The organism is Rothia koreensis (assembly GCF_052232265.1).
Classification (GTDB): Bacteria; Actinomycetota; Actinomycetes; order Actinomycetales; family Micrococcaceae; genus Rothia; species Rothia koreensis.
The window spans coordinates 495,788-522,621 of the sequence record NZ_CP197643.1; the positions used below are offsets into that span (position 1 = coordinate 495,788).

General features: G+C 66.4%; 18 protein-coding genes. 10 read left to right on the forward strand and 8 right to left on the reverse strand.

Annotation, left to right across the window (positions count from 1 at the left end; all coding sequences use genetic code 11):
• Positions 1–86: 86 nt before the first annotated feature.
• Positions 87–1,328: an MFS transporter gene (locus ACTSLZ_RS02245; protein ID WP_443095567.1), complete on the reverse strand. Its 1,242-nt coding sequence runs from the start codon at positions 1,326–1,328 to the stop codon at positions 87–89.
• 228 nt (positions 1,329–1,556) lie between these two features.
• Between ACTSLZ_RS02245 and ACTSLZ_RS02250 the strand changes: the two genes are divergently transcribed.
• Positions 1,557–2,822, forward strand: coding sequence for an MFS transporter (locus tag ACTSLZ_RS02250; RefSeq protein WP_178980549.1), 1,266 nt, complete (start codon positions 1,557–1,559; stop codon positions 2,820–2,822).
• A 92-nt stretch (positions 2,823–2,914) separates the two neighbouring features.
• Positions 2,915–4,456: a YeeE/YedE thiosulfate transporter family protein gene (locus ACTSLZ_RS02255; RefSeq protein ID WP_443095568.1), complete on the forward strand. Its 1,542-nt coding sequence runs from the start codon at positions 2,915–2,917 to the stop codon at positions 4,454–4,456.
• 128 nt (positions 4,457–4,584) lie between these two features.
• Here ACTSLZ_RS02255 and ACTSLZ_RS02260 read toward each other — a convergent pair whose 3' ends face one another.
• On the reverse strand, positions 4,585–5,019 hold the full coding sequence (locus tag ACTSLZ_RS02260) for a hypothetical protein (protein WP_443095569.1): 435 nt from the start codon (positions 5,017–5,019) through the stop codon (positions 4,585–4,587).
• A 405-nt stretch (positions 5,020–5,424) separates the two neighbouring features.
• Between ACTSLZ_RS02260 and ACTSLZ_RS02265 the strand changes: the two genes are divergently transcribed.
• Positions 5,425–6,990, forward strand: coding sequence for an alkaline phosphatase D family protein (locus ACTSLZ_RS02265; protein WP_443095570.1), 1,566 nt, complete (start codon positions 5,425–5,427; stop codon positions 6,988–6,990).
• 12 nt (positions 6,991–7,002) lie between these two features.
• On the opposite strand, the gene ACTSLZ_RS02270 is transcribed toward ACTSLZ_RS02265, so the two are convergent.
• From ACTSLZ_RS02270 to ACTSLZ_RS02280, 3 genes are read right to left on the reverse strand one after another with little or no spacing between them, the layout of a single operon-like run.
• Complete coding sequence (locus tag ACTSLZ_RS02270) at positions 7,003–9,348, reverse strand: GNAT family N-acetyltransferase (RefSeq protein ID WP_443095571.1); 2,346 nt, start codon at positions 9,346–9,348, stop codon at positions 7,003–7,005.
• The gene (locus ACTSLZ_RS02275) at positions 9,345–10,664 is read right to left on the reverse strand and encodes a lysine N(6)-hydroxylase/L-ornithine N(5)-oxygenase family protein (protein WP_443095572.1); all 1,320 of its coding nucleotides are present in this window, start codon (positions 10,662–10,664) and stop codon (positions 9,345–9,347) included. Before ACTSLZ_RS02275 ends, ACTSLZ_RS02270 begins: the two co-directional genes overlap by 4 nt.
• Positions 10,651–12,141 carry a pyridoxal phosphate-dependent decarboxylase family protein gene (locus ACTSLZ_RS02280; protein WP_443095573.1) on the reverse strand — a complete coding sequence of 497 codons (1,491 nt, stop codon included), beginning with the start codon at positions 12,139–12,141 and terminating at the stop codon, positions 10,651–10,653. The genes ACTSLZ_RS02275 and ACTSLZ_RS02280 overlap by 14 nt, the downstream gene beginning before the upstream one ends.
• A gap of 1,253 nt (positions 12,142–13,394) precedes the next feature.
• Here ACTSLZ_RS02280 and ACTSLZ_RS02285 point away from each other — a divergent pair.
• Positions 13,395–13,895, forward strand: coding sequence for an FBP domain-containing protein (locus ACTSLZ_RS02285; protein WP_443095574.1), 501 nt, complete (start codon positions 13,395–13,397; stop codon positions 13,893–13,895).
• A gap of 52 nt (positions 13,896–13,947) precedes the next feature.
• Positions 13,948–14,907, forward strand: a complete 960-nt coding sequence (locus tag ACTSLZ_RS02290) for a beta-ketoacyl-ACP synthase 3 (protein WP_129316476.1) — start codon at positions 13,948–13,950, stop codon at positions 14,905–14,907.
• 166 nt (positions 14,908–15,073) lie between these two features.
• Here the strand turns inward: ACTSLZ_RS02290 and ACTSLZ_RS02295 are convergent, their stop codons facing one another.
• Positions 15,074–15,649: an LURP-one-related/scramblase family protein gene (locus ACTSLZ_RS02295; RefSeq protein ID WP_443095575.1), complete on the reverse strand. Its 576-nt coding sequence runs from the start codon at positions 15,647–15,649 to the stop codon at positions 15,074–15,076.
• Between the two features lie 884 nt (positions 15,650–16,533).
• Between ACTSLZ_RS02295 and ACTSLZ_RS02300 the strand changes: the two genes are divergently transcribed.
• The 5 genes from ACTSLZ_RS02300 to ACTSLZ_RS02320 all read left to right on the forward strand — a co-directional run bounded on the left by ACTSLZ_RS02300 (position 16,534) and on the right by ACTSLZ_RS02320 (position 23,726).
• The gene (locus ACTSLZ_RS02300) at positions 16,534–17,811 is read left to right on the forward strand and encodes an acyl-CoA dehydrogenase family protein (protein WP_443095576.1); all 1,278 of its coding nucleotides are present in this window, start codon (positions 16,534–16,536) and stop codon (positions 17,809–17,811) included.
• Positions 17,808–19,136 carry an MFS transporter gene (locus tag ACTSLZ_RS02305; RefSeq protein ID WP_443095577.1) on the forward strand — a complete coding sequence of 443 codons (1,329 nt, stop codon included), beginning with the start codon at positions 17,808–17,810 and terminating at the stop codon, positions 19,134–19,136. The genes ACTSLZ_RS02300 and ACTSLZ_RS02305 overlap by 4 nt, the downstream gene beginning before the upstream one ends.
• On the forward strand, positions 19,133–20,491 hold the full coding sequence (locus ACTSLZ_RS02310; RefSeq protein ID WP_443095578.1) for an LLM class flavin-dependent oxidoreductase: 1,359 nt from the start codon (positions 19,133–19,135) through the stop codon (positions 20,489–20,491). The genes ACTSLZ_RS02305 and ACTSLZ_RS02310 overlap by 4 nt, the downstream gene beginning before the upstream one ends.
• Before the next feature lie 136 nt (positions 20,492–20,627).
• Complete coding sequence (locus ACTSLZ_RS02315) at positions 20,628–21,839, forward strand: AI-2E family transporter (protein ID WP_129316471.1); 1,212 nt, start codon at positions 20,628–20,630, stop codon at positions 21,837–21,839.
• Between the two features lie 450 nt (positions 21,840–22,289).
• Complete coding sequence (locus tag ACTSLZ_RS02320) at positions 22,290–23,726, forward strand: MFS transporter (protein ID WP_443095579.1); 1,437 nt, start codon at positions 22,290–22,292, stop codon at positions 23,724–23,726.
• A 99-nt stretch (positions 23,727–23,825) separates the two neighbouring features.
• Here ACTSLZ_RS02320 and ACTSLZ_RS02325 read toward each other — a convergent pair whose 3' ends face one another.
• Together ACTSLZ_RS02325 and ACTSLZ_RS02330 are read right to left on the reverse strand one after the other, a co-directional pair.
• Entirely contained in the window at positions 23,826–25,718 is a 1,893-nt protein-coding gene (locus tag ACTSLZ_RS02325; RefSeq protein ID WP_443095580.1) for a bifunctional sugar phosphate isomerase/epimerase/4-hydroxyphenylpyruvate dioxygenase family protein, read from the reverse strand.
• Complete coding sequence (locus ACTSLZ_RS02330) at positions 25,715–26,599, reverse strand: shikimate dehydrogenase (protein ID WP_443095581.1); 885 nt, start codon at positions 26,597–26,599, stop codon at positions 25,715–25,717. The genes ACTSLZ_RS02325 and ACTSLZ_RS02330 overlap by 4 nt, the downstream gene beginning before the upstream one ends.
• Positions 26,600–26,834 lie beyond the last annotated feature (235 nt).

Here is a 26,834-nt window from a genome sequence, read left to right on the forward strand (position 1 = left end):
CTTCGGCGCAGGGCCTCGCACGAAACTGCCACCTCGGCGCGGGCACCCCGGCCCCCCGCGGCCCCCGCGCCACCCCCGACCCGGCCTCAGGCCTTGCGCTTCTGGATCCCCTTCGGCAGGTCCATGGAGCGGGCGAAGACCCCGGCCCACACGGCGCCCAGGATCGTGAGCACCCCGGTCGCGACCACGGCCAGGGGCAGTGACGCAAGGCTGAGCAACAGGGCCACGATCGCGGGCCCGCCGAGTTTCCCCGAATTGTTGAAGACGGCCCAGATGCCCAGGAACCTGGCCCGTCCGACCTTGGGGCTGAGGTCGGCGCCGATGGTCATATTGACCCCTGCACCCAGACCGTTGCCCACGGCCATCACGACCACGGCGATGATCGTCCACACCAGGACCGGTTGGATGCTCATGATCAGGAATCCACCACCGAAGACCACCAGGCACACGATGAGCACGGCAGTGCGTCCGAGGCGGTCCTTGATGTACCCGCCGGGGAACATCAGGACCAGTTCGAGCGCCGCCCCCAACGCGACCAGCAAGGAAATGCCCGACTCGTGCAGGTGGATGTGGACGCCCCACAGCTGGATCAGGGTCGGTTGGGCCGCCCGGGCGATCGAGAGAATCGTGACCGCGATACCGGCCAGGAGCACGGCCTTCCACCGAACCTGCAGTTTCCGGGGCGCGGGTTCGTTCGGGTCGGCGAGGGCGGCGGTCGGCGTCGTCGCGGTGCTCGTGGATTCCATCGCATCGAATCCGCGGTTGAGGGCGGGGATGCACAGAACGACGACGGCGAGCACCGCACACATCGCGCTGAACACGTAGACCGACCACAGCGGGAACCACAGCAGAAGCATTGCACTGATCATCGGCCCCACCAGGTTGCCCACACGTTGTGTCCCACCGAGTGCCGTCATGGCCTTGCCCATGTGCATCGCGGGCATCTTGTCGGCGACGACGGCCTGCCGGGCCAGACTCCAAATGTCCTGGACCGGTGCGAGCAGCATGAGCAGGACGATGTACATGACCAGGGCGAACGGGTCAGGAAGCGAGCCGCTCAGGGAGAGCACCAACAGGCCGGTCACCACCACGGCAGCGCCGGTTCCGAAGATCATGGCCCGGCGGTCGCCCACTTTGTCGATCAGCACGCCCACCGGCACCGTCAGGATGAGGCTCGCCGCGCCCATCAGGGACACGACGGCGCTGGCCAGAGCACCGCCGGCGCCCAGACTCAACGCCGAGAGGATCAGCACCGGGACGGTGGACCCCACCCCGATCGCGAACAAGAGGGAAGGCACGATAACCGGCCAGAAAATGGGGCGGAGCATGGCTTCCACCCTACTCGCGGCGTTTGGGCTCGTCGGATGACTCTCATGCCGGCCATCTGCGGCCGACCGAGCCGCCGCGCACGACGTCGGAATCGGTGGCCCCCGACACAATGGCCGAATTCACACCCAAATTTCATTCGAACCAGAAATAAACCCCCCGCGCTCGCAGTTGTTCTGCGAGGTCGCGGGTTCTCGCGGCCGCCCACATTGTTTGAGAAGGGAGGGATCATGTCGGCAAGCCGTATGTTCACTTTGAATCGGAATTCATCCAATACTCGACTCGTCACCGTCCTGCTGGCGGTCGGTACTTTTGCCTTCGGGGTCGGCGAATTCGCCTCGATGACTCTCTTGCCGTCGATCTCTTCCGAGATGGGCGTCGACGAGGGCACCGCAGGGCACATCATCACCGCGTACGCCCTCGGCGTCGTCCTGGGCGCGCCGGTCATCTCGGCCGTGGGCGCCAAATGGCCTCGCAAGCCATTGCTCCTGGCCCTTCTGCTCCTGCTCACCGCGGGGAACCTGTTCGTCTCGGCGGCGCCGTCGATGTCCTGGCTCGTCGCGGGGAGGTTCGTTTCCGGTATTCCCCATGGAGCCTTTATCGGCCTGGCCATGGTCACGGCCTCGAGCATCAACCTGCCCACCAAGCAGGCCCGCGCCGTGAGCACCGTGCAAATGGGAATCACCGTGGCAACCATTGTCGGCGTCCCGCTGTTCACCCTCGTGGGGCAATTCGGCGGCTGGCGCGCAAGTTTCGTGCTGATGAGTGTCATCTCCGCGATCGCCCTGGGCATGCTGTGGAACACCGTGCCGAACCAGGCCGGGAACAAGGCAACGAACTCGCGCGTCGAACTGTCCGCACTGACCAATCCCAAGGTCCTGCTGACCCTGGTGACCGGGGCGATCGGGTTCGGCGGCATCTTCGCCGTGTACTCGTACTTCAGCTCGGCCTTCGAGGGCTCCCACGCGGGCCCCGGCTGGGCGATGTCCCTGATCCTCATGCTCTACGGAGTCGGTTCGACGGTCGGTAGCTACGTCGCCGGGTTCATCCACGCCAAGATCCTGCTGCCCGCCGCGATGGCTTTCCAGGTGCTTCTGGGGCTCTCGGCGGTGCTCTACGCCGTCGGGATCGGCAACGCCTGGGTCACCGGGATCGCGATGGTCCTCATCGGAGCCAGCGGGGGAATGGTCGTTCCCCTGCAGACCCGGCTGATGATGGCAGCGGGCGACGCCCAGACCATGGCGGCCGCGATGAACAACGTCGCGTTCAACCTCGCAAACGCTCTCGGCCCGTTCCTCGCGGGAACGGCGATGTCGAACGGTGGCACCTGGGCATCGACCGGTTGGATCGCGGCGGCGCTCGCGCTCGGCGGACTGTTCCTCCTCGGGGCCAACGTGCTCTCCGACCGGCGCACGCCCGTGACCCGCTACGCCGTGCGTTTCGAGCCGCAGACTCTGACCGTTCCGATCACCGGAGTCGTCCCGGTCGCCAAATGACGTCCGGTTACCGAACTGTCGACGTCGTCGGCCGGGCGCGCGTACTTTCAACCTGATCAATCGACGCACCGAATGAAAGCAGACAGTTCACTATGATCCTCACCGGACTCGTTGTCGGCGCCCTCTTGGGAATCGTCATGCAGCGCGGACGCTTCTGCGTGACGGGCATGCTCAGGGACATCTTCCTCCAACGCTCGTGGCGGACGTTCACGGCACTCATGGTCGTGATCGCCGTTCACGGCGTGGGCATCGCGGCGTTGACCTCGGCCGGCGTGATTTCCCCCGAGTACGAGGGGTTCGCGCCCGTCGCCGTCGTCGTCGGAAGCCTCATGTTCGGCCTGGGCATCGTTCTGGCCGGCGGATGCGCCTCAGGTACGTGGTACCGGGCGGCCGAAGGGCTGGTCGGATCCTGGATCGCCCTGGCGATGTACGCCGTGTCCTCCGCCGCCATGAAGAAGGGCGCCCTGGGCGGATTCACCACCTGGATGAAGCAGTGGGACACCGGCCTCACCACCGTACCCGCCGCCCTCGGCGTCTCGCCGTGGGTCTTCGCGATCCTCGTGCTCGTGGTGGCGGGCCTGATGGTTCGGCACTTCCTGCTCAAGGAGCGTCGGATCGCCAAACCGGCAACACCCAGCAACCGCCCGCGCTGGAAGCGGCCGCTGCACTTCTACACGGCCGGCGCTCTGATCGGCCTGATCGGCGTCGTTGCCTGGCCGCTCTCCGCGGCCACTGGGCGCAATGACGGACTCGGCATCACGACTCCGTCCTCCAACATCGTGAAGTTCGTGGTGACCGGGGACGGCGGCTCGATCGACTGGGGCGTCATGCTGGTGCTCGGCCTGTTCGTCGGGGCCTTCGTGGCGGCGAAGGCCAGCGGCGAATTCCGCGTCCGCGTGCCGGATGCCAGGACCGCAACCCGGTCCGTCGCGGGCGGAGTCATGATGGGCGTCGGGGCCTCCCTCGCGGGCGGATGCACCGTGGGCAACGGCATGGTTCAGACGGGCCTCTTCACCTTCCAGGGGTGGGTCTCGCTCGTGTTCATCGCCCTCGGCGTCGGACTGGGGGCCAGGCTGTGGCTTCGCCCGACGACGTCGCCCCGCGTTTCTCGCGGCGCCACCGGGACCGACGGGGTCACCACTTCGACCGCTGCGTCAGGCTCGGAGGACGGCACGTACTCGACCAGCGAGAGCCTCGACAACACCCTGATCGTGGCCTCCGACGGACGGTCGATCGATCCGGCTCCGATCGGTTCGGGATCGGTCGGTTCCGAACCGGCGGGGGTCGGCACCGGACGGGCGGGGACGACGTCGGGTTCTGCGGTTTTCGGCGGGTTCGCCGCGGTCCCCGACGCCGTCGGGATCAAGGAGAAAACTCAGGCCTCGTCGACATTGCGCGAACTCGGGAACGGGTACTACGCCTTGGACTCCCTGGGTGCCGTCTGCCCCTTCCCGCTGATCGACGCGAAGGACGTCATGACGACCCTGGACTCCGGCGACCATTTGGTGATCGATTTCGACTGCACCCAGGCGACCGAGGCCATCCCCCACTGGGCGGCCGAGGACGGTCACGAGATCACCGACTTCCGGGAGAAGGGCGACGCGAGCTGGCAGATCACCCTGCGCAAGGCCTGACGCCGCCCGCGGACGACTCCGTCATCGTCCCGCGAGCGGAAGCCGCTCCTACGGCATGAATGATGTGAAAGAGGGCCGGTGCGGAACATGTTCCGCGCCGGCCCTCAGTGTGGTTCTGGCTTGAGGCGTCAGCCGACCCAGCTGACGTTGACGAAGGGTTCGAACGGGGCGCTCTGGACCAGCGTGGAATCCTTGAGATCCAGGCGGCCGTTCTCGGAGGCGACCGTGAAGTGCTCGGTCTGGCCGCCGACCGTGATGTCGACACTGTAGGTCGCATCCGGCGCCGGCGCTTCACCGATGCCGTTCGGGCTGGGAACCTTCAGGTAGTAGACCGTGGGATCGGTGACCGACTTGACCAGTACGGCCTGGTTGATGACCTCGGGACCGCTCTGCTGGGTGGCCTCCGCCTGGTGGGTGCCCTGATCCTGCGCCGCGCCGGCATCGGTTGCGGCAGGAGTCTCTGCGTGTGCCGGACCCATCGCCAGCATTCCCCCGCAGAGGGCCAATGCGGCACCAGCGGCTGTCATGGAAACCTTGCGGCTGATTACCTGAGTGCGGGTCATTTTTCATCTCTCCTTTGTCGATGGATCCCGGAAACCTTGCGGCTCAGCAGGACGTTTTCACGCTATCGCACGATTTTCGGGGGTAGACGAGACCGTGATGGTGGCGTTCGGTCGGTCACGGATTGATAACCCGCGAACGGCCGGGACGAAAAGGGAGAACCACGACGCCGATGGGCTGCGTCGTCAGCAGACCGTAACTCGATCGTTATCGAACCTGGAGGGAATTCACAGCCTCGGCATGGTCCGGAGCACGCCGGCCCGGCCTCGCGCCCATACAAGAACTCTCCACGGCCAGGTGAAAGCGCCATGAATGCATACGTTCCCAATGTTTGCCTGTCCGAAAACCTCGACGGATAGCTTGATCGGGTCAATCCCCCAGTACACACGACAGTGAGGTATGACCCCGTGCATCACGCATCGCCATCGTCGCACCAAGGCCTGAGCCGTCGAAAGCTGCTCCAACTCAGCGGAGTCTCCGCAACCGCTCTCGCCTTGGGCATGAATCTTCCCCGGGCAGAGGCTTCCGTCGCGGCCCCGGATCCGCAACTGACTGCACCGTTCGGCTTGGGGGTGGCCAGCGGCGCCCCGAGGCCGGACGGCGTCGTCCTCTGGACACGACTCGCCCCGCAGCCTCTGGCCGAGGACGGAAGCGGCGGGATGCCGCAGAGTCCCGTGGCCGTGACGTGGGAGGTGGCGCGGGACCAGAATTTCGTCGGCGTCGAAAAGAAGGGCGAGGCCCTCGCCCAACCCGATCTCGCCCATTCCGTCCACCCGCGGGTCGACGGGTTGCGGCCCGGCACGGAGTACTTCTACCGGTTCCGCGTGGGCGACCAGATCAGCCGGGTCGGCAGGTTCCGGACCCTGCCGGCCGCCGGGACTTCGGTCTCGACGTTCTCCTTCGGTTTCGTGTCCTGCCAGGCCTGGTACCACGGGCATTACATGGCCCACAAACACCTCGCCCAGGAACCGGACCTCGATCTCGTCCTGTTCCTCGGCGACTACATCTACGAATACGGGATCACTCCGGAGAACATGTGGCGGCAGGGGGCCGACGTCGGGCCCGCGCACTCCGTGGAGGCCGTGACCCTGGAGCAGTACCGGCTCCGGTACTCCCTGTTCAAGACCGACCAGCACCTCCAGGACGTCCACGCCCGGGCGGCCGCCGCGGTGATCTGGGACGACCACGAGGTGCAGAACAACTACACCGGCAAGACCCCGGCGGTGTCCACCCCGGACCCGAACTTCCGCACCCGTATCGCCGCGGCCTACCGGGCCTTCTACGAGAACATGCCGCTCGACGTCGAGGCCCTCCCGCAGGGCGACACGAGCGACATCACCACGTCGATCGACGTCGGGAACCTGATTCGATTCGCGCTGCTCGACAGCCGGCAGTTCCGTGACCCGGCACCCGTGGACGAGGTGGATCGGACGAGTCCCCAGCGCACGATCCTGGGCGCCGACCAGGAAGCGTGGGTCGCGAACCAGTTGCGGACCAGCTCCGCGACCTGGAACATCCTGGCCAACGGGGTGGTCCTCTCCCCGATCTCGCCCGACAAGGTCGACATGTGGGACGGCTATCCCGCAGCCCAGACCCGGATGCTCGAGGCGATGAGCAAGGCCTCCAACCCGGTCATGCTGGCGGGGGACATCCACAAGCACGTGGCCGCGGAGCTCAAGGCCGACTATGCGGACCCGAACAGCCGGACGACCGGCGTCGAACTCGTGTGCAGCTCGATCGCCTCGGACGGCGACGGCGCCGTGACCGACAAGCACACCGCGGACTGGACCCAGCATCCCTACGTCAAGCACTACGACGGCCGTCGTGGCTACGTCCACGTGACCGTGACCCCCAAGGACATGGTCTCGACCTTCTACTCGGTCGACTGGGTCCAGAGCGACGACCTGGCGCCCAAGCAGGTTTCCGCACGCTTCTACACCCGGGCGGGCCAGATGGGGCTGAGCCCCATGTGACTCGGCCCAGGGCTAACCGATCGGATTCCTCAGGCTCCCTGTGTAAATCAGGGAGCCCGAGGCGTCCTGGAGGTCGACCATCTCCAGGGTGTTCCGCAACTGGAGACGGTTGAGGCACGAGTGGCGGAACTCCGGAACCTCAAGATCCAGGTGACGGCGACGCGGGAGCCCGCGGGCCCGGTACGCGTCCACGTTCTCCCTCACGAGGGACCAGAACTCGGCATGATCGAGGACACCGTCCCGGTGGAGGATTCCGGAAAGGTGCCGGAGGACGCCCACGAAGACGTCGGTGAAGATCAGCTGAGCGGCTTCGTCGTCGTCGATCACGTGGCGCATCCGTGAGATCTCTTCCGGCAGGTCACGATCGCCGATGATCGCCGCCTCCTCTCCGATGTCCTTCATGAAGGTTCCGACGACGCGGCCCTCCTTCACCCGCAGGATCAGGTTCTCCCCGTGGGGCATGAACGCCAGGTCGTGCCCTTCCACGGAGTGCAGGACGGGTGTCAGGTAGGCGGCAAGGTACTCGCGGACCCATGTCCGAGCGTCGGTCCCGGAGGCACGGATCAACTCGGTGACCACCGACCTGCCGCGGGCATCCCGGTGGAGCAGGGACGCCATCGAGAGAATGCGCTCGTCCTCGTCCAGGAACGGCAGAGGGCTCTCGCGCCACAGGGCCGCGAGCATCTTCTGCTGGTCGGACTTGGTCTCGGTCACGTGGTATGCGTCGCCCGTGTAGCCGATCGACGCGTGTTCGCGCAGCACGTCGAAGTTGAGTTCGCGGAAGAGCTCGTCCCCGCGAACGAGCTCGGCCACCCAGTCGTTGATCGCCGGGGTGGCACGCATGTAGGCGGGCGAGAGTCCGCGCAGGAAGCCCATGTTCTGGATCGAGAGGGCGGTCTTGATGTACGACTTCGCGGGGTGGTCCCGGTTGAAGGCCGTACGGATCGACTGCTGCGGCTGGTATTCGTCCGATGCCTCACCCAGGACCACCAGGCGGCGCGCGGCGATGTCCGGGGCGAAGCTCACCGCGAGCCGATGCTGGAACTGCCACGGGTGCACGGGGATCCACACGTAGTCCTCGGGGCTCAGACCCAGGTCGGTCAGGCGATCGGCGAACTCGCGCCGGGTCTCGGTCGAGAGCTCGTCGGCCCAATGCGTCTCCTCGGTGCCCGCCCGCGAGACCTCCAGGGTCGTGTGCTCCCGGTGTGCGGCCACCCAGACATAGCGGAAGCGTGCACCGGCCTCCGGGGCGTAGCGGCGGAATTCGTCCAGACCGAACCCGATGCGGCCATTGGTCGCAACGAAGCACGGGTGACCTTCGGTCATCGCCGACTCCGTCTGCTGGAAGTCCGCCGCGACGTCAACATCCTTCCGGCCCAGAGCCAACTGGTGCGCGGTGGGGCCACCACGGAAGTTCTTGAATGCCCCACTGGCCAGGGTCGAGGCGAGTTCCTCAAGGTAGGTTCCCAGGAGTTTCTCCGGGATTCCGAGCGTCTCGTGCAACTGCGCCACGAACTCCTGCGCGTCGAGCGGCAGGCCCTCCGCACTGCCTTGGGCGTGCCGGGTGACGGAACCTTCGTCGATGACCCAATGATTGAGGGGCAGGACCTCGGCGCAGAACCGGTAGACCGAACCGTCGGGGAGGGTCAGCTCCCACAGGTCGTTCTCGATCCGGGTCGGTCGGATCAGGTGCTCGTGGCTGAATTCGGCCAGGGCCTTCGTGACCACGTGGCGTTGCGCGGCATCCATGGACTCGGGGTGCAGATGGGGCGTGGGGTCCGAGGCGAGGGGCCGGCCGGCGTCGTCAGCCTCGACAATACTGAGCGCGGCGACCTTCCCCGGGAGGTCGACGTGACGGAGCACTCGGAAGCCGACCTCGCGGTTCTTCGCTGCGATCGCGTGATTGCGCACGTCGGGTTCGACGACGACGCGCCGTGCGCCCAGCTCCCGGACACAGTGGTCGAGGACGGCGCGCATCACGCGCCCGGTCAGGCCGCTTCGGCGACGGGACCGGTCCTCCGGCGGGGGAGCAACGAGAAGGTGCATGCCCACGTCACCGGGTCGCGCGTCGAAAACCTCGCTCAGGAGCACGCGGGCCGGATCGTAGGTTTCGGCGTACCCGATCGGCTCGTCGGCGTCGTGGATCAGCCACGCGTTCTGGGCGTCGTCCGCGGCGATGTCGGTGAGGTAGGCCCGCGTCTTCTCCGGAGTGGTCTCCTGCATGTCCCAGAAGTGCGACGCCGGGTGCGTCAGCCAGTCGGTGATGATCCGCGAATCTGCGTCCGGGTCGACGGGACGGAAGGTCAGCGAGCCCGTGATCTGCTCGCCGTGCTGGGGGGTGTCGAGGGTCGTGGTCACTTGATGTCCTCCTTGGCCTGGGACGTACCGAAGTCCTGGAACGCGATGCTGCGCTCGATGGGATAGACCTCCCGGCCGGTGATCTGTCGAAGAATGGTGGCATTGCGCCATGCGCCCATGCCGAGATCGGGCGCCGTGAGGCCGTGCGTGTGCTCCTCGGCGTTCTGCACGAAGATGCGGCCACCCAGGGTGTCGACGTGGAATTCCAGGTCGACGTCGAACCGCCCGGCCGTGTCCCGTGCGATGAGGTTCTCGACGGGTTCGAGGAATTCCGGGTCGCGCGGGGCGTAGCCCGTGGCCAGGACGAGCTGCTGGGCCGTGCGCTCCGACGTCTCGCCCGTCTCCTCGTGGCGCAGGGTCAGGCGGACCTCGTCGTTGCCGGCGTCGTACTCCGAGCCGACGACGGCCGTATTGGCCAGCAGTGTCGTCGGCACGGTGCGGTCGACCGATTCCCTGTACAGGGTTTCGTAGATCTCGTCGATGGTGCTCATGCTGATGCCCTTGTAGAGGCCGCGTTGTTCGCGTCCCAACCGGTCGCGCATTTCTTCCGGAAGGCCGTGGAAATGACGCACGTATTCGGGGGAGGTCAGCTCGAGGGTCAGCTTGGTGTCCTCCATCGGGAAGAACCGAGGCGAACGGGTGATCCAGTCGAGACGGTACCCGTGGTCCTTCTGCGCGTTCAGGAGGTCGAGGTAGATCTCGGCGGCCGACTGACCACTGCCGACGACGGCGACCGACTCGGCGTCGAGCAGATCCTCTCGTTCGTGCAGGAATCGCGAGGAGTGTCGAGTGTTCCGGTCCAGGCCGCGGAGGGGCTCCGGGACGCGTGGGCCGGTTCCGATGCCGGTCACGACGTTCCGGGCCAGGTGCTTCTCGACTCCTTGCGGGGAGAGCGCCGTGACCCGGAAGACGTCGTCGTCCTCGAGGTACTCGACCGATTCGACGCGGTGCTGCCAGCGCAGACTGGACAGCTGGTTCGCGGCCCAGCGGCAGTACGCGTCGTATTCACGGCGGAGCGGGTGGAAGTCCTCGCGGATGTAGAGGGGATAGAGCCGGCCGGTCTGTTTGAGCCAATTCAGGAACGAGTACCTGGAGGTCGGGTCGGCCATGGAGACCATGTCCGCGAGGAAGGGCACCTGGATCGTGGCGTCGTCGAGCATCATTCCGTGATGCCAGGCGAAGTCGTCGTTTTCGTCGAAGAACAGGGCATCGACGTCGTCGAGCGGCTCGCTCAGGCAGGCCAGTCCCAGGTTGAACGGGCCGATCCCGATCCCGATGAGGTCGTGGACGCGTTCTGCGGGGTCACTTCGTGTCATTCAGGCTCTCCTCGTATGTGGGGGTCGGGCGCGTGGTGTGCTCGTGCATCCGTGCGGCAGTGGCGGCGATCTCCTCGAGGCGCTCGGCGATGCGATCGAGTTCGGCGCCGGGATTCAGGAGGGTCAGTTTGAGGCAGGGCCGGTTGGCGATGACCGTCTTCGCGACGAGCAGGCTGCCGGCCTCCTGGAAGTGGCGTCGGATGGGGGCAACCAGGGCGTCGGCGTCGACATCGGTCACTCCCTCGGGCTGCCACCGGAAGACGACGGTCGACAGGTCCGATCCGGAGACGAGACGCAGATCGGGATGCTTCTCGACCACCTCGTGCACTTCGTGCGCGAGATCGACGACGCGGTCGACCGCCCGGCCCAGGGCGTCGGCCCCGGTTCCGCGGAGTGTCGCGAACAGCTTGAGCGCGTCGAATCGGCGCGTGGTCTGAAGGGACTTGTCGACCTGGTTCGGCTCGTCAGATTCCTCGGGATTGAGATAGTCGGCGTGCCACGTGCCCAGACGGAAGTCCCGGGGGTCGCGGAGCAGCAGCGCGGAGGAGGATACGGGCTGGAAGAACCCTTTGTGGAAGTCCACGGTCACGCTCCGTGCCCGCTCGATCCCGGACAGGAGATCCCGGCGCGTGGGGGAGAGCAGGAGCGCCCCGCCGTAGGCCGCGTCCGCGTGGAACCAGATGTCGTATCGCTCGGCGATCCTGGCGATGTCGGGGAGCGGGTCGATCATTCCCCGATCCGTGGTTCCGGCCGTCGCGCTGATGGCCATGGGGACCTTCCCGGCGTTCAGTGCGCCCTTGAGGCTCTCCTCGAGTGCCGCGGGGTCCAAGCGTCCCTCGACGTCGGACCGGACGGTGATCACGGCGTCGTCGGCGAGGCCCAGGAGCAGCGCCGACTTGTCCACGCTGAAATGGCTCTCCTCGCTGGTCAGAATGACGAGTCGGGACTGTCGTTCGCTGCGTTGGCGCCCGGAGAAACCGTGGAGTGCTGCCTCGCGGGCCAGGAAGAGGGCTTGCATGTTCGACTGCGTCCCGCCCGAGGTGAAGACCCCGTCCCCCTGGGGGAAACCGATCTTGCCGGTGGTCCAGTCGATCAGTTTCCGCTCGATGAGGGTTGCGATACGGGACTGGTCGTAGGTGTCCACCGACGTGTTGACCGCGGCCAACGCCGTCTCTGCGGCCACGGCGTTCACATCCACCGGGCAATTCAGGTGGGCGAGGTAGTCCGGGTGGTGGAACCAGACCGCCTCCTGGAGGAACAACCGGTCGATTTCTTCGAGGACCCGTTGCCCGCCGAGGGGTTCGGCATCCATGTCGATGTCCTCGACGCGGCGCCGCAGTTCGTCGATCGGCGTCGAGGTTGCGGGGGCCGATGCCGCGCCGAGACGGCCGGCGACGCGGCCTGCCATGTCCGAGACGAGGTCGACGTATTCACCCGTCGAGTTCGCGTCCAGGAGATCCAGACGCCCCCTCTTCACTGTATTGACTGCACTCAATTTTAGGTAAGCCTAACCATAGGGGATGAATCCATTCAGAGAAGCTAGCAGAGGTGAACATGGCGTTCTACCCGGCAAAACGCCCGACCCCAGGGTGTTTGACACGTGGATTCCTTGAGGGAAAGAAAAGTTCGCTAATTATTACTTGAGAAGTAAAGTTTGTTGCTCGACTATGCGAATTGTCACTGTGGGGCGGGGCCGGGTGGTTGTGTGGCGGGGCAGGGGCTTGGTGGGGGTGTTGCTCGGGTGGGCGGGGGCCGGGTGGCTGGTGGAGGAGTCCCGTTCGGTGGCGCTTACGGCCGAAGTGGGCCGGTTGAGTGGCGGTTACCCGATGGAGAGGCGGTTTCCCGACGACTCGGCGTCGTTCGCGCGGCGAGTCCGCGGCCCCGCGCAGCGGACTTGCGGCAGTTGTGTGGCGGTTTCCCGATGGGGTGGCACTTACCCAACGGATCGACGTCGTTCGAGCGGTCATTCTCGGGCAGCTGGGTGGGGGTTACCCGAAAGGGTGGCGCTGAACCTTGTTTGGAGGCGGTTGAACCTCCACCTAACAGGGGCTGACGCCTCCCGATCGGGTAACCCCCTCGCACGTGGGCCTTGGCGCGAATCGAGGGCGCCTTGACTCGGGAAGCGCCGGCCTGGACCCCGTGAGCACCGGCCTTGACCCGGGAAGCGCCCGCCTTGACCCCGTGAGCACCCGCCTTGACTAGGAATGCGACAATGGCACTATGACCAGGTCAGGTATCGATGCCTTGTGGCGTCAGGAGGTTGCCGGCGGGTTGACCGTCGGCACCAGATAGCCCCGCTCCGACGGGTTGCGCTCCCACGAGCAGCGCAACCCGTGATCGAACCTGCCCGATGAGAGTCCGCCGCTTCCAGCGAGCGGACGTAGCGCGGAAACCGACATCGAACGCGCGTCGCCCGGGCCCGCCGCGTCGGCCAGTCGACGGGAGCCTTTCGCTTCCACAGACCTCGGCACCCGGCCGGACACGCCCGACGTCTTCGCCCCGCCGCAGCAATGCCGTGACGACGACGTAGCAGCGTCCCTCGATGCCAGACCGTCGCCAGGCCGTCGCCAGAACACTCCCCGCTACGCCCAGCCGCGGCCGCGCCGTCCGACCACGAGTCACGGAACGGCGTCGCCCTGGGCTTCCATCCAGGCAGGATGCACCTATCCAATCCCGCGCGGGACCCCGACCGTGGTGTCCCCGCGCCATCAGACCAACGAGGTACTGACCATGCAGCAGCACAGCGAGAAAGAGATCCGCAAGAGTTTCATCAACTGTTCCAAGGGGGCGGCCCAGCGGCTGAACGTTCCCAAGGGTCTTGCCGAGACCGACTGGGATTCCGAAATATTCCTCGGATGGATCGACCCGAAGGCACCGCAGAATGCCTATGTCGTCGCGGAGACCGAGAACGGGCTCGGAGGCCTCGTCCTTCAGAAGAACGACCAGAAGACGCGCGGAGGGGCGCAGATGTGCCAGCTCTGCATGACGCTCCATCCGGGCAGCGGCGTCTCGATGTTTTCCATCCAGCGATCCAAGAGCACCAAGGAGCACTACAACAGCATCGGAACCTACATCTGCTCCGATCTGAAGTGTTCCGACTACACCTGGGGAAAAAAGAAACCAGAGGGTGTGCGTCAGATGGAGGAGACGCTGGCGCCGGAGGAACGAGCCGAGCGGACCCGACGCAACGTCGAAGGGCTGATCGAGCGGGTCTCCGAAAAGATGAAGTGATCGGTCGGTCGCGGAGCCGTGCCGGGAGCGTGGAAGCAGTAGGATTCTGACTATGTCCATTGCATCCAGTTCAGCCCAGCACGGCTCCAAGATCACCGGCCTCGGTCACTACCAGCCCGAGAAGGTCCTGACCAATTTCGACATCGCCAAGATGGTCGACACGAGCGACGAGTGGATTCAGGAACGTACCGGGATCGTCGAGCGGCGCGTCGTCGAGGACGAGACCGTGGCCGACCTGGCGGTGGCCGCCGCACGTATGGCGCTTGAGGATGCCGGTATCGAGGACGTGGACCTGGTCGTCGTCGCGAGCACGACGTCGACCGACCGCAGCCCCAACACCGCCGGCCGCGTGAGCCAGCGCCTCGGCTTCACGTCCCCGGCCATCATGGACGTCAACACCGCGTGCTCGGGATTCGAGTACGCCGTGGGCATCGCCGACCAGGCCATCCGCGCCGGGAGTGCCGAGTCGGCCGTCGTCATCGGGTCCGAGACGCTGAGCACCGTGACCGATTGGACCGATCGTCGAACCTGCATCCTGACCGCCGACGGAGCCGGGGCCGTGGTCCTGCAGAAATCCGAGGAGCCGCTCGTCAGCCAGACCGTGTGGGGTTCCGTCCCCTCGATGGCCGACGCCGTAGTGATCGACGGCGACCCCGAATACTTCTCCCAGGACGGTCGGCAGGTGATGCGTTGGGCATTCACCGATGCGTCCAAACAGGCGCACAAGGTGCTCGACGCCGCCGGGCTCGGCCTGGGCGACATCGACGTCTTCGCCTTCCACCAGGCGAATCTCCGCCTGGTCGAGCCCCTCGCCAAGGCGCTCAAGGCCACCGACGAGCAGATCGTCATCAAGGACGTCATCGAATCCGGGAACACCTCGGCCGCGAGCGTTCCCCTCGGCCTGTCCAAGTACTGGCACCGCGGGGACCTGCCCCGGGGCGGCACCGCACTGTTGCTCGGGTTCGGCGGAGGATTCACCTTCGCGGGCCAGGTCGTGAAGTTGCCCGAGTAAGAGGTTGCCCGGGTGATGGGCTGCCTGGGCGATGGGTTGCCTGGGCGGATGTCTTCCGGACCAGGGGCTGCCCGGGTGATGGGCTGCCCGGGCGAGATGTCTCCCGGACCAGAGGGTGCCCGGGCAATGGGGCCTTACCCGTCCGACCGGCGGGGTCTGTGCGGACTCAACTGTTCTGCGATGCCTTGTGGCGTATGAGGTCAAGCGCGATCATGCCGCCGATCAGACCCATGCGGTCCAGCGGGGTGACGTCCGGCCGGATGTCCAACGCGTAGCGGCTGTGTCCCAGCATTCCTCGGCCGAGGCCGGCCCATCGGCGGGTGGTCCGGGCGATTTCGACGTCGCCGACCTCGGCAACGAACTCCATGCCGAAGGGCTTGCCCCTGAGCAAGATGGTGGACCCACCGCCGATCTGGATCTCGACTCTCAGCCCGATCATGGAAAACCGCTTCTTGATCAGCGCAAACTGATTGCCGTACGCGTCCGAGAGCTCGTAGGTGTCGCGCATGAAGTCCATGGGGTCGGTGACCCCCATGAGGAATCGGCCGTCCGCTTCCGTTACGGCGAAGGAGCGACTCCCGATGAGCCACCGCGGGCCGGCGTCGTTGGTCGTGGCGACGTTGCCGACGGCCGCACCGGAATCATCGAGGATCTGGAAATCATTGGACATGAAGCCGGTGACCTGTTGCATGACCAGAGTGTTGTGGTTCAGGAGCGACTGCGGACAATTGCTGTGTTCCATGTCTCCAGTATGCGCGGTCGCCCGACAATCGCCGACTGGGGGAGGGTCGTGGGCGTGCGAGCCTGGCCGGCGCGCCCGAGGTTGGGTGCGCCCGAGGTTGGGTGCGAGGCCGGGTTCGAGCCGGCGGCGGCGTCGGACTTGCCGAACACGAAGCCGGGCGGGGCACGAGGTGGCAGTTTTGTGCCGTTCCCCGGTCGAGGTGGCAATCCTGTGCGGTTTTGACGCCGAGGTGGCAATCTGGTGCGGAATCTGTGCCGAGGTGGCAATCTCGTGCGGTTTTCGGCCCGATTTCGTCCCAAAATTGCCACTTCGCGGGCGGAGCTGCACAGGGTTGCCACTTCGCGGGCTGAGACCGAGGGTGCCAGGGCCGAGGTGGCAATCTGGTGCTGAATTCGTGCCGAGGTGGCAATGTGGTGCGGTTTTCGGCCCGATTTCGTCCCAAAATTGCCACCTCGCGGGCGGAACCGCTCAGGACTGCCACTTCGCGGGCTGGGATCGGGGGTGTCGGGGTCGAGGTGGCAATCCTGTGCGGAATCTGTGCCGAGGTGGCAATCTGGTGCGGTTTTAGGCTCGAATTCGTCCCAAAATTGCCACCTCGCGGGTGGAACCGCTCAGGGCTGCCACTTCGCGGGCCGGGGCCGCACGAGACTGCCACCTCGGCGGCGTCGATCCGACCCGGAACCCCCGACCCTCGCCCCGCCCCGCCTCGCCCCACACACCGCCGCCCCCGAAACCCCGACCCACCCCGGTAACAATTCGCCGCGAGACGAAACGGACGCGACATGCGGCGTCATGCCCGCAACGGCGGGACACAGCCTGTCTTGATGACGGCTGTTTCTCCTAGCCTCGACCTAAATGGTTCGTCCCCAGAGAAACGAGGCCCCATGACGGACATACCGAGCCTGCCCAGCGATTACCCCTCTTTGGCGCAACATTTCGCCCCGCTCTTCGAGAGCATTGCGCAGGGGTCGTTGGAACGCGACGTCGAGCGGCGTCTCCCGTACGAGGAATTCCGGCGACTCGAGGCCGCTGGATTCAGCACGCTCAGAGTCCCCGCGGAGCACGGTGGTCCCGGTGCCAGTATCGAAACCTTCACCCGTCTCCTGATCGACCTCGCCGCTGCGGATGCCAACGTCGCGCACGTCTACAGGTCGCATTACGGGTTCGTCGAGTCGCTGAGGTTCCAGCCTCCGGAGATCCAGGCCGCCTGGTACCCGCGTGTCCTGGCGGGTGAGACGGTGGGCAACGCCTCGACGGAGATCGGTGGCAACTCTCTGGGCACCCTGAACACCCGACTCGTGCACACGCCGGAAGGCTGGCGGGTGCGCGGCGAGAAGTATTACACCACCGGGACGATTTTCTCGGATTGCACCCGCGTCTCGGCGTCGCTCGAGGAAGGTGAGGGTCGCCGCTTCGCCGTCGTACGGACGGACGCCCCCGGGGTGAGTATCGCCGACGATTGGGACGGCTTCGGGCAGCGCCTGACCGGCACGGGCACGACGACGTTCGAGAACGTCCCCGTCGAAGAGCACGGGGTCCTGGACAGGGTCACCGGATCCCCCGAGGCCATCCACGAGGCGGCCTTCTTCCAGCTCGTGCTTCTGGCGGTCATGGCCGGTATCGCTCGCGCGGCCCGCGACGACGCCGCAGGGGCAGTCGCCCGGAGGGCGCGCACCTTCAACACGGGGTCGGGGCTGCCTTTCCGCGAGGACCCCCTGATCCAGGAGGCGACCGGGAGAATCGCGGCCAAGGCCTACACCGCCGAAGCAGTCGTGACCCACACGGCGAGGATTCTCGATGACGGTATCGCTGCGGCAGAGGCGGCCGGGGCGGCGTCGCCCGAATTCCTGGATGACCCGGACTTCGGTGCCCGGATCCCGGAAGCGCTCTCCTTCTCCGAGGTTGCGGTCGAGCATGCGCAGGTGAGCGTGCCGGAGGCCGCCCTCGGCGCCGCCCAGGAGCTCTTCCTCACGGGTGGGGCCTCGGCCACGTCGCGGTCGAAGGGCCTGGACCGTCATTGGCGAAATGCTCAGACGGTCGCCACGCACAATCCCATTGCCTTCCGCGCGCGCGCCGTGGGCGACTACTGGATCAACGGGACCCTGCCCGAAGGGCTCAATGCGATCGGCGACGCGACGTCGAGGAAGGGCACAACGGCATGACCCAACAGACCCTCGACGCCGCCCCCGGTCCCCAGGAGACCGTGAACCGGTCCCGTCCCGTCCGGGTTCTGGGCAGCGCCTTCGCCGGTACGACCCTGGAGTGGTACGACTTCTACCTCTACGGGATCGCCGCCGCGATCATCTTCAACAACCAGTACTTCCACGGGTCGACCCCGTTGATCAGCCTGCTCGCCTCGTTCGCGACCCTCGCCGTCGGGGTTCTCGCGCGCCCCATCGGCGGAATCCTCGCGGGGCACATCGGGGACCGGGTCGGGCGGAAGGCCCTGCTGGTCGTTTCGCTGCTGACCATGGGGGTCTCGTCGTTCCTCATCGGCGTGCTCCCGAACTTTGACGCCATCGGCATCTGGGCCCCGATCGCTCTGGTGGCCCTGCGCATTCTCCAGGGACTGTCCGCGGGCGCGGAATGGGGAGGGTCCGCGCTGCTGAGCGTCGAGCATGCGCCGACCGGACTCCGTGGATTCTTCGGATCATTCACACAGATCGGCTCCGCCGGGGGAATGCTCCTGGCGACCGGGCTCTACGCGATCGTCCAAGGCGTCTTCACGGACGAGCAATTCGCTTCCTTCGGGTGGCGGCTCCCCTTCCTCGCCTCCGGAGTGTTCGTGCTGGTGGCCCTGTGGATTCGTCTCGGCGTCACGGATGCTCGTGAATTCACCGAGATCAAGGGCGCAGGGCAGACCGAACGGGCGCCGGTGTGGACCATGGTCAAGAAGTACCCTCGGGCGCTGGCCGTGACCACCTTCCTCCGCGTCGCGCAGAACGGGATCTACTATCTGGTCACGGTGTACCTGCTGACCTACCTCAAGGACACGCAGCGCGGGTCCGGGCCGGTGCTCACCGCCGTCATGATTGCCTCGGCCATTGGGCTGGTGTCCGGGCCCTTCTGGGGGTGGGTCTCGGACCGGGTCGGTCGACGGCCCGTGTCCCTCGCCGGGTACGCTGCGATCGGCGTCTTCGGCTGGGCCATTTTCCTTGCCGCCGACGCCGGAAGCTTCTCGACCCTCCCGCTCATCATCATCGTGGGTCTCGTCTTCGCCCACGACTCGGTCTACGGGCCACAGGCCGCGTGGTTCGCCGAGCAGTTCCCCGTGGAAGTCCGGTACTCCGGGGTGAGCATGGGCTACCAGCTCGGAACCCTCATCGGTGGCGGCCTCATGCCGTTCACCGCGACCTTGCTCTATGCCTGGGGCGGCGAGACCCCCTGGCTGATCACCACTTACCTGACCGTACTCGTGGTTCTTTCCATCCTCGCGGCGCTGTTGGCCGCGGATCCGGTGAGGACTGCCGTCAAGGAGAACCGATGACCCGTCCCCTTCTCATCAACGCGTTCGACATGCTCGTGCCCGTCCACCAGACCCCGGGTCTGTGGCGGCACCCGGAGTCACGGATCCAGGAATTCGACACGTTGAGCTACTGGACTGACCTGGCCAAGACGCTCGAGGACGGCGGATTCGCCTCCCTCTTCCTCGCGGACATCCCCGGGATCTATGACGTCTACGGGGGAGACGGCGACGCCGCGGCCCGCGGGGGCGTCCAGTACCCGCTCCTGGACCCTCTGGTCGTCGTGACCGCCATGGCCCAGGGGACCGAGAACCTCGGCTTCGGGGTCACGGCCTCGGTCAGTTACGAACAGCCCTACCTCCTGGCACGGACGCTGAGCACCCTGGACCACTTCACCGACGGCCGCGTCGCCTGGAACATCGTGACGAGCTACCAGGACTCGGCGGCCAAGAACTTGGGCATGGCCGGGCAGATCCCGCACGACCAGCGGTACGACCGCGCCGACGAGTACATGGAGGTCATGTACAAGCTGTTCGAGGGATCCTTCGAATCAGGGGCCGTGCAGAACGACGCCGAGGCCAACGTCGTCGTCGACCCGGACCGGGTGCACCCCATCGAACACGAGGGCCGGTACTTCTCCGTGCCGGGAGTTGCGCTTGCTCACCCCGGCCCCCAGGGGACGCCGTTCCTGTTCCAGGCCGGCGCATCCAAACGCGGCCAGCAGTTCGCCCTGGATCATGCCGAAGCGATCTTCTTCTCGGGCGGCACGCCTGAACTCGTCCGCACCTGGACCCAGTCGGTCCGGGACCAACTGGAAGCACAGGGCAGGCCCCGTGACTCCGTCAAGATCTTCAGCCTGGCAACCGTCGTCGTGGCCGAAACGGACCAGGAGGCCGAGGCACGGCTCGAGGAATACAAGAAGCTCGTGGACACGGAGGCCACCTTGGCCCTCTTCGGCGGGTGGACGGGCGTCGACCTCTCCGGCGCGGACCCCGACGACGAGATCGAGCACGTGACCACGAACGCGAACCAGTCCGCGCTCGCGAGTTTCACGACGCTGTCCCCGGACAAGACGTGGACCGTGCGCGACCTGGCGGAGTTCGTCGCGATCGGAGGTCGTGGTCCCGTGATCGTGGGGTCGCCGGAGACCGTCGCGGACGAGCTCGAGCGCTGGGTCGAGGAGGCCGACGTCGACGGTTTCAACCTGTCGGCGGCCGTGCGCCCGGCCGACCTCGAACGATTCGCCCGCCTGGTCTCGCCCGAACTGAGGCGCAGGGGGCTGCTCGACGAGCCGCAGGGGAGGACGCTGCGCGAACGGATCAGCGGTCGAGGCCCCCAGCTGCCGGACGACCACCGAGGCGCCTCGTACCGACGGTAGGAACGCGGGGACTTCCCGGAAGTTCGCCGAGCATTCCCTCGGCATCTCCCCACACCGTGCTCCGCCCTCGTAGGATGTGGTGAGCCATGACTGGTCATGGCATCCATCTCGGACCGAGGGATTGGGAGAGAAGCTTATGGCGACTTCAGACGGTGCTCACGCGTCTTCGCGCGAGCAGCAGACGCGGCGGGGGCAAGCTCGTGGAGCCGACCCCGCCCCGCCGGCACCCAAGCAACTCTGGAAGGACTCGTTCGGCCGGGCATCGATCCGTGCACTGCAGATCCTGCTGATCGCTGGGGCCGTGGCGCTCCTGGGGTACCTCGTGGTGGCCCTGAAGCTCGTGACCCTCCCCCTGCTTCTGGCCCTCATCATCGCCTCGGCGATGCACCCGATCATCCGGATGCTGCATCGCGCCCACTTCAACAGGATCTGGGCCGCCATCACGGCCCTTCTGGGAATCATCCTGGTGCTCGTGGCCGTGATCTCCTCGGTGGTCATGACCGTGATCTACGAGTGGTCCGACCTTGCCGTCCAGACGCAACAGGGCATCAACAAGCTCATCACGATCCTGAGCGACTGGGGAGTGCCCCTGGACGAGACCCACCTCCAGGAATACCTCAACAAGGGGAGCCAGTACCTGCAGACCAGCGGCGCCGGAACGAGCGCGGTCGAAGGCGTGTCCATGGTGACCGAGCTGGTGGCCGGGGCCCTGCTGATGATCGTCATGCTGTTCTTCTTCCTCCTGGACGGTCCCCGCATGTGGCGTTTCATCCTCGGTTTCGTGCCGGAGCGACTTACCTCCAGGATCAACGACGCCGGCCTGGCCAGCGTCCATGTGTTGGGCAAATACATCCGAGGAACCGTGATCATCGCGGCCTTCGCCGCCGTCGTGGACCTCATCGCGATGCTCGTGATGCGGGTTCCCCTCGCGTTCCCGCTCGCGGCCATGATCTTCCTCAGCGCGTTCATCCCGATCGTCGGCGCCTTGGTCAGCGGGATCTGCGCCGCCCTGATCGCCCTCGTGGCCGCCGGCCCGATGGCAGCTGTCGTTCTCGTCGCCGTCGTGGTCGTGGTGAACCAGGTCGAGCACCATATCCTGCAGCCCAAGGTCATGGGGTCCGCGCTGAGCCTCCATGGGATCGTGATCATCGCCGCGCTCGCCGTCGGAGCGAATCAGGGCGGTGTGGCCGGTGCGCTTCTGGCCGTTCCGCTCTCCGCCGTGATCTGGGCCAGTTACAAGGCCTTCCGTTCCACCAGGTTGGCGTCCTCGACCGAATCCGAACTCGCCCAGGAGCAGGCGGAGTACGACGACGAGGCCGGTTCCGAGGAGGCCCCGGCGCAGTCCTGACCGCGGTTCCCGGGGGAGGGGGGCGGCAATCCTGAGCAATTTCCCGGCCGAGGTGGCAGTTTCGTGCGGTTCTGGCGCCGAGGTGGCAGTCTCGTGCAACTTTTCTGTCGAGGTGGCAATTCCGTGCGGTTTTTGGGCCAATTTCGTCCCAAAACTGCCACCTCGCGGGCGGGGACGCACGAGACTGCCACTTCGAGCCGGAGGGGGGGCGGGACTGCACGAGACTGCCACCTCGAGCCGGCCGGGAGGGGGCGAGGCCGCACGAGACTGCCACCTCGGGCGTGTTCGTATCGTGAACACGCGTTCGACCTGTGTGCTGGGACACGCCTAAGCTGTTTCGAGTTCATGCACGGACCCAGAGTGGGACGGTGCACACGTCTTCGCTGAGAATTCTGGAGTAGTGATCCCGCGAAGAACATCAATTGGTTGCAAAGGTGCAAAGGTAGGCTCATGTCCACTCACGGCGACGAAGAAACGGCTGTCCTGCCGGCCAAATCCCCCAGACGCGCGGCTCTCGCCGGCTGGATCGGTTCGGCCCTCGAATACTATGACTTCGCGGTGTACGCGACGGCGGCGGCCGTGGTGCTCAACCACATCTTCTTCCCGGAGGGCAATGCCGCGGCCGCGGTTCTGCAATCCATGGGAGTCGCAGGCGTCGCCTACGTGGTCCGCCCGTTCGGTGCCCTGATCATGGGCCCGCTCTCGGACCGGCTCGGCCGCAAATTCGTGCTGATGATGACCCTGTTCCTCATCGGTGGTGCGACGTTTGCCATCGGATGTCTTCCCACCTACGGGTCCGCCGGCATCCTGGCGCCGATTCTGCTGGTCCTGTGTCGCGTGATCCAGGGCATGTCGGCCGCGGGCGAGCAGGCATCGGCGATCTCGATGTCGCTCGAACACTCCGAGGATCGCAGTCGCGGCCTGATCACCAGTTGGTCCCTGCAGGGCACCCAGGCGGGCTCCCTGTTGGCCACGGCAGTATTCATCCCCTTCACCGCCTTCCTGAGCGAGGACCAGCTCTTCGCCTGGGGGTGGCGAGTTCCTTTCTGGTTCTCCGCCCTGGTGGTTCTCGCGGCATACCTGATCCGTCGCAAGCTCGAGGAGCCCCCGGCCTTCGAGAAGCAGGACCAGGAACAATCGGTGCTGGACGAGTCGACGCCGTTGGCCATCACCTTCCGCTACCACAAGGCCGCGATCATCCGGGTCGGGGTGTGCTCCCTGGTCAATACCGTCAACGTAGCGTTCACGGTCTGGGCCGTCTCTTACGCGACCAACGGCGTCGGCATCGAGCGCTCGACCATGCTCTGGGTGCCCGTGGTCTCCAACTCGGTCGGGCTGCTGGTGATCCCGCTGTCGGCCATGGTCTCGGACCGGGTCGGTCGCAAACCGGTTTTCGCGCTCGGAGCCCTGCTCTCCGGGGGCATGATGTTCCCGTTCCTCGCGGCCGTGTCCGAGGCAAACATCCCCTTGATCTTCGTGTTCGGGGCCCTGGTCCACGGCGGCTTCTACTCCTTCTCCAACGCGACGTGGCCCTCGTTCTACGCCGAAATGTTCCCGACGCCGGTGCGCTCGACCGGTCTCGCACTGGGAACCCAGGTGGGCTTCGCCATATCCGGCGGGTTCGTCCCGGTCATTGCGGCGGCCCTCAACGGCAGCGGCATGGACAACTGGGTCATGCCCGCGCTGTTCGTGATGCTCGTGTGCGTGTGTGTGGCCGTCGTCGCGCTCACGGCCAAGGAAACGGCCAAGCGCCCGCTCGAGAACATCGACAACCTCCACATGTCGCGGACCGAGGCGCTCGAGGTCGTCCGGCTCGAGCGCAAGGGAGGCATCGATCCGGAGAGCTCGAACGCGAGCGGGTCGGCGAAGACCACCGTCATCGACTAGGCCCCGCACGCTTCACTGCGGCTCGCTTCATCGCCGCTCGCTCCATCCCCGCTCGCCGCATCCCCGCACGCTCCTTCCCGTGGCAGGGAGGGCGACCCCTCAGCGGGACAGGAGCGAGTGGGTGTACTGGCTGGCCATGCGGACCGGAGCGTTGGGGGCGCCGTAGCCGCCGTACCCGTCCAATCGCTGCACGACCTCGAAGAACAGGCTTCCCACGGTCTGCGTGTAGAAGTGCAGGAATTCTCCACGACCGTCCCGGTCGTACAGGAGGTTCAGCGAGGAGAGCTCCTCGATCTTGGCATCGGGCAGATCGAACCGTGCCCGCAGGTCCTCGTAGTAGTTGTGCGGGATCGGGAGGAACCGCAGTCCGGAAGCCTGGGCCCTCCGGGCCAGACGGACGACGTCGGTGCATGCGAACGCGATGTGCTCGACCTCGGGCTCACTGCCCAGGTCCGGGGCCACGTTCAACGGGAGCCGGACGCTGCCGGATTCGTTGCGCACGACCTGCGAGCTGACCAGGCCGGTCGGCCCAGGGACGTCTTGGGACGGCTGGACCGTGAGCCCCAGGGCCGCACGGTAGAACAGCACGGACTCGGGATAGTGGTGCTTGGGCTGGGCCAGATTCACGTGGTCAATCCCCGTGATGAGGGGCAGGTCGTGATCCGTTTCTGGGTCCGGCCGACGCCGCGCGGCGACGTCGAGGTGATCCGGCCAGGAGAATTCCGTGAGCCACCGGTCGCCCCCGGCCGACTGGGGAGGGCAGAAGAAGATCTCGGTTCCGTCCGGTGCGAGGTAGGCGGGGAACGGCTGTTCTCCTTCTCGGGTCACGCGGGGGACTTCGGGGACCATCAGGGCCGAGGCGTGTGCGGCCGCGGCGGCGTCGTGCTGGACCTCGAATCCCAGGGAGGCCATGCTCGGTGCATCCTGCGCGCGCGGTTCCTCGTTGATGACCACGCGGGCGTCCCCATGCTCCCAGAGCTGAACCGGTTTGCTCGTGTGTCGTCCACGGTGGTTGAAGCCCAGGTGGGACAGGAGCATCTCGACCTGTTCCGTCTCCTGGCCGCGGACCTCCGCCCACGTGATGCCCTGGGGAACCACGGCTCCCGGCAGCCTGGTGAGTTCGCCGATCCGTGCGGTGGCCCGGCTGACGTTCGTGGTGGTCCCGGTGGACGCCTCGAGCGTGCGTGCCGTCCGGTCCTGGAGCCAGATCAGGGACCGCAGGGCGTCGACCGCGGTGCGGTGAACGCGCGTCTGCCGGAAGGAGTCGTTGAAGATCTCGAGGGAGAGGGGGCCGGAATACCCTCCGGCCAGGAGCTTGATCATGAAATCCACGAGGTCGAATCCGCCTTCGCCCGGGAAGACCCGGAAGTGGCGGGACCACGAGAGGACGTCCAGGGACATCAGCGGGGCGTCAGCGAGCTGGACGAAGAAGACCTTGTCGCCTGGGATGTCAGGAACGGTCTCGGTCGACCACTGCCGCGACAGGATGTGGAAGGTGTCGAGGCAGACGCCCAGGTTCTCCCGGTCGGCCGCCTCGACCAGGCGCCACGAGTGCTCGAAGTCGTTGACGAACCTGCCCCACGCCAGAGCCTCGTAGGCGAGACGGATCCCGTAGTCTGCGGCGAGATCGGCCATGCGTGCCAGCTGGGAGGCGACGACGGCGTCGTCGTCCACGGTGGCGGTCCCGGCGTTGGAGGGGATGAGCATGAGGTCCATGCCCAGGCGATTCATGAGCCGGAATTTCTCCTCGACGCGGCGGAGCGTGTCCTGGAACAGCTGCTCCTCGGTCCCTTCGGCATCCCGGAACGGTTGGTACAGGTCGAGGGTCAGCCCGAGCTCGGCGGCGTAGTTTCGAATGTGTTCCGGCGTCTCGGGCGCGACGACGAGGTCCTGCTCGAAGACCTCGATCCCGTCGAACCCGGCGGCCGCGGCCGCGCGCATCTTCTGGCGCAGGGATCCGGAGAGGCAGACGGTGGCGATCGACGTTCTCACAGCGATTCTCCTTGTTGGGCGGCGATGAGTCGTTCGAAGTGGGTTCGCAGGGATGCGTCGTCGGGCCGGATCCCGGTGATGAGTTCGAAGGCGTCGACGGCCTGCCCCACGGCCATGTAGCCGCCCGGAAGGACCCGACAACCGAGCTCTCGCGCCCGCCGGATGAGCGCGGTTTCCTGCGGGAGGTAGATGACGTCGGCAACCCAGAGATCGGGCCGCAAGAGGTCAAGATCCAGCGGTGCTCCGGGGTGGTGGTGCATTCCGATGGGTGTCGCGTTGACCAGGCCGTCCGCAGCCTTCACGGCGTCGGGAAGGGTCTCTGGGGTGAGGGCGTCCACGGTCGCCGCGGGGAACTGGGCCGACAGCTCGCGTGCCCTGGCTTCGGCGCGGGACCGGTCGAGGTCGTACAGGGACAGGTGGCCGACGCCGCGGGAGAGCAGGGCATAGGCCGTGGCCGAACCGGCACCGCCCGTACCGAGCTGGACGACGTCGTCGAGGGTCGCTCCGGGCAGACCCTGATCGAGCGCGTGGGCGAATCCCGAGAAGTCCGTGTTGTGCCCGATGAGGCGCCCGTCCTCCCGAACCACGGTGTTGACCGCGCCGAGACGCTCGGCATCGGGGGCGAGCTTGTCCAGGTGGGCAATGATGGACTGCTTGCAGGGGAACGTAATGTTGAAGGCGTTGAAGCCCAGTTCGAGGGCGGTCTTCATGAGCTGTGGGGCGCGGTCGACGCCGTCGGCGATGGTGTCCAGATCGATGGGACGGTAAATGTACCGAAGACCCAGACGATCCGCCGCCTCTTCGTGCATCGGGGCACTGAGCGTCGCGGTGATCCCGCTGCCGATCAGTCCGACTACATACGATTCGCCCACCAGGCTCATAACGCTCCGATCCTTCCGGCCACGACGTACCACCCTCACGGTACCCAGCCCGCGGGTCGTATGGCGCATGGACGTTCGAATGGCGCACAGGTTGAGGGGTGGGCGGCGACTTCCGGCTCTTTGGCCGCGAGGTGGCGGATTTGTGCGTTCCTTGCGGCGAGGTGGCAGTTTTGGGACGTTTTCGGGCCGAAAACTGCACGGGATTGCCACTTCGGCCCGGGTCCTGCACGTGGTT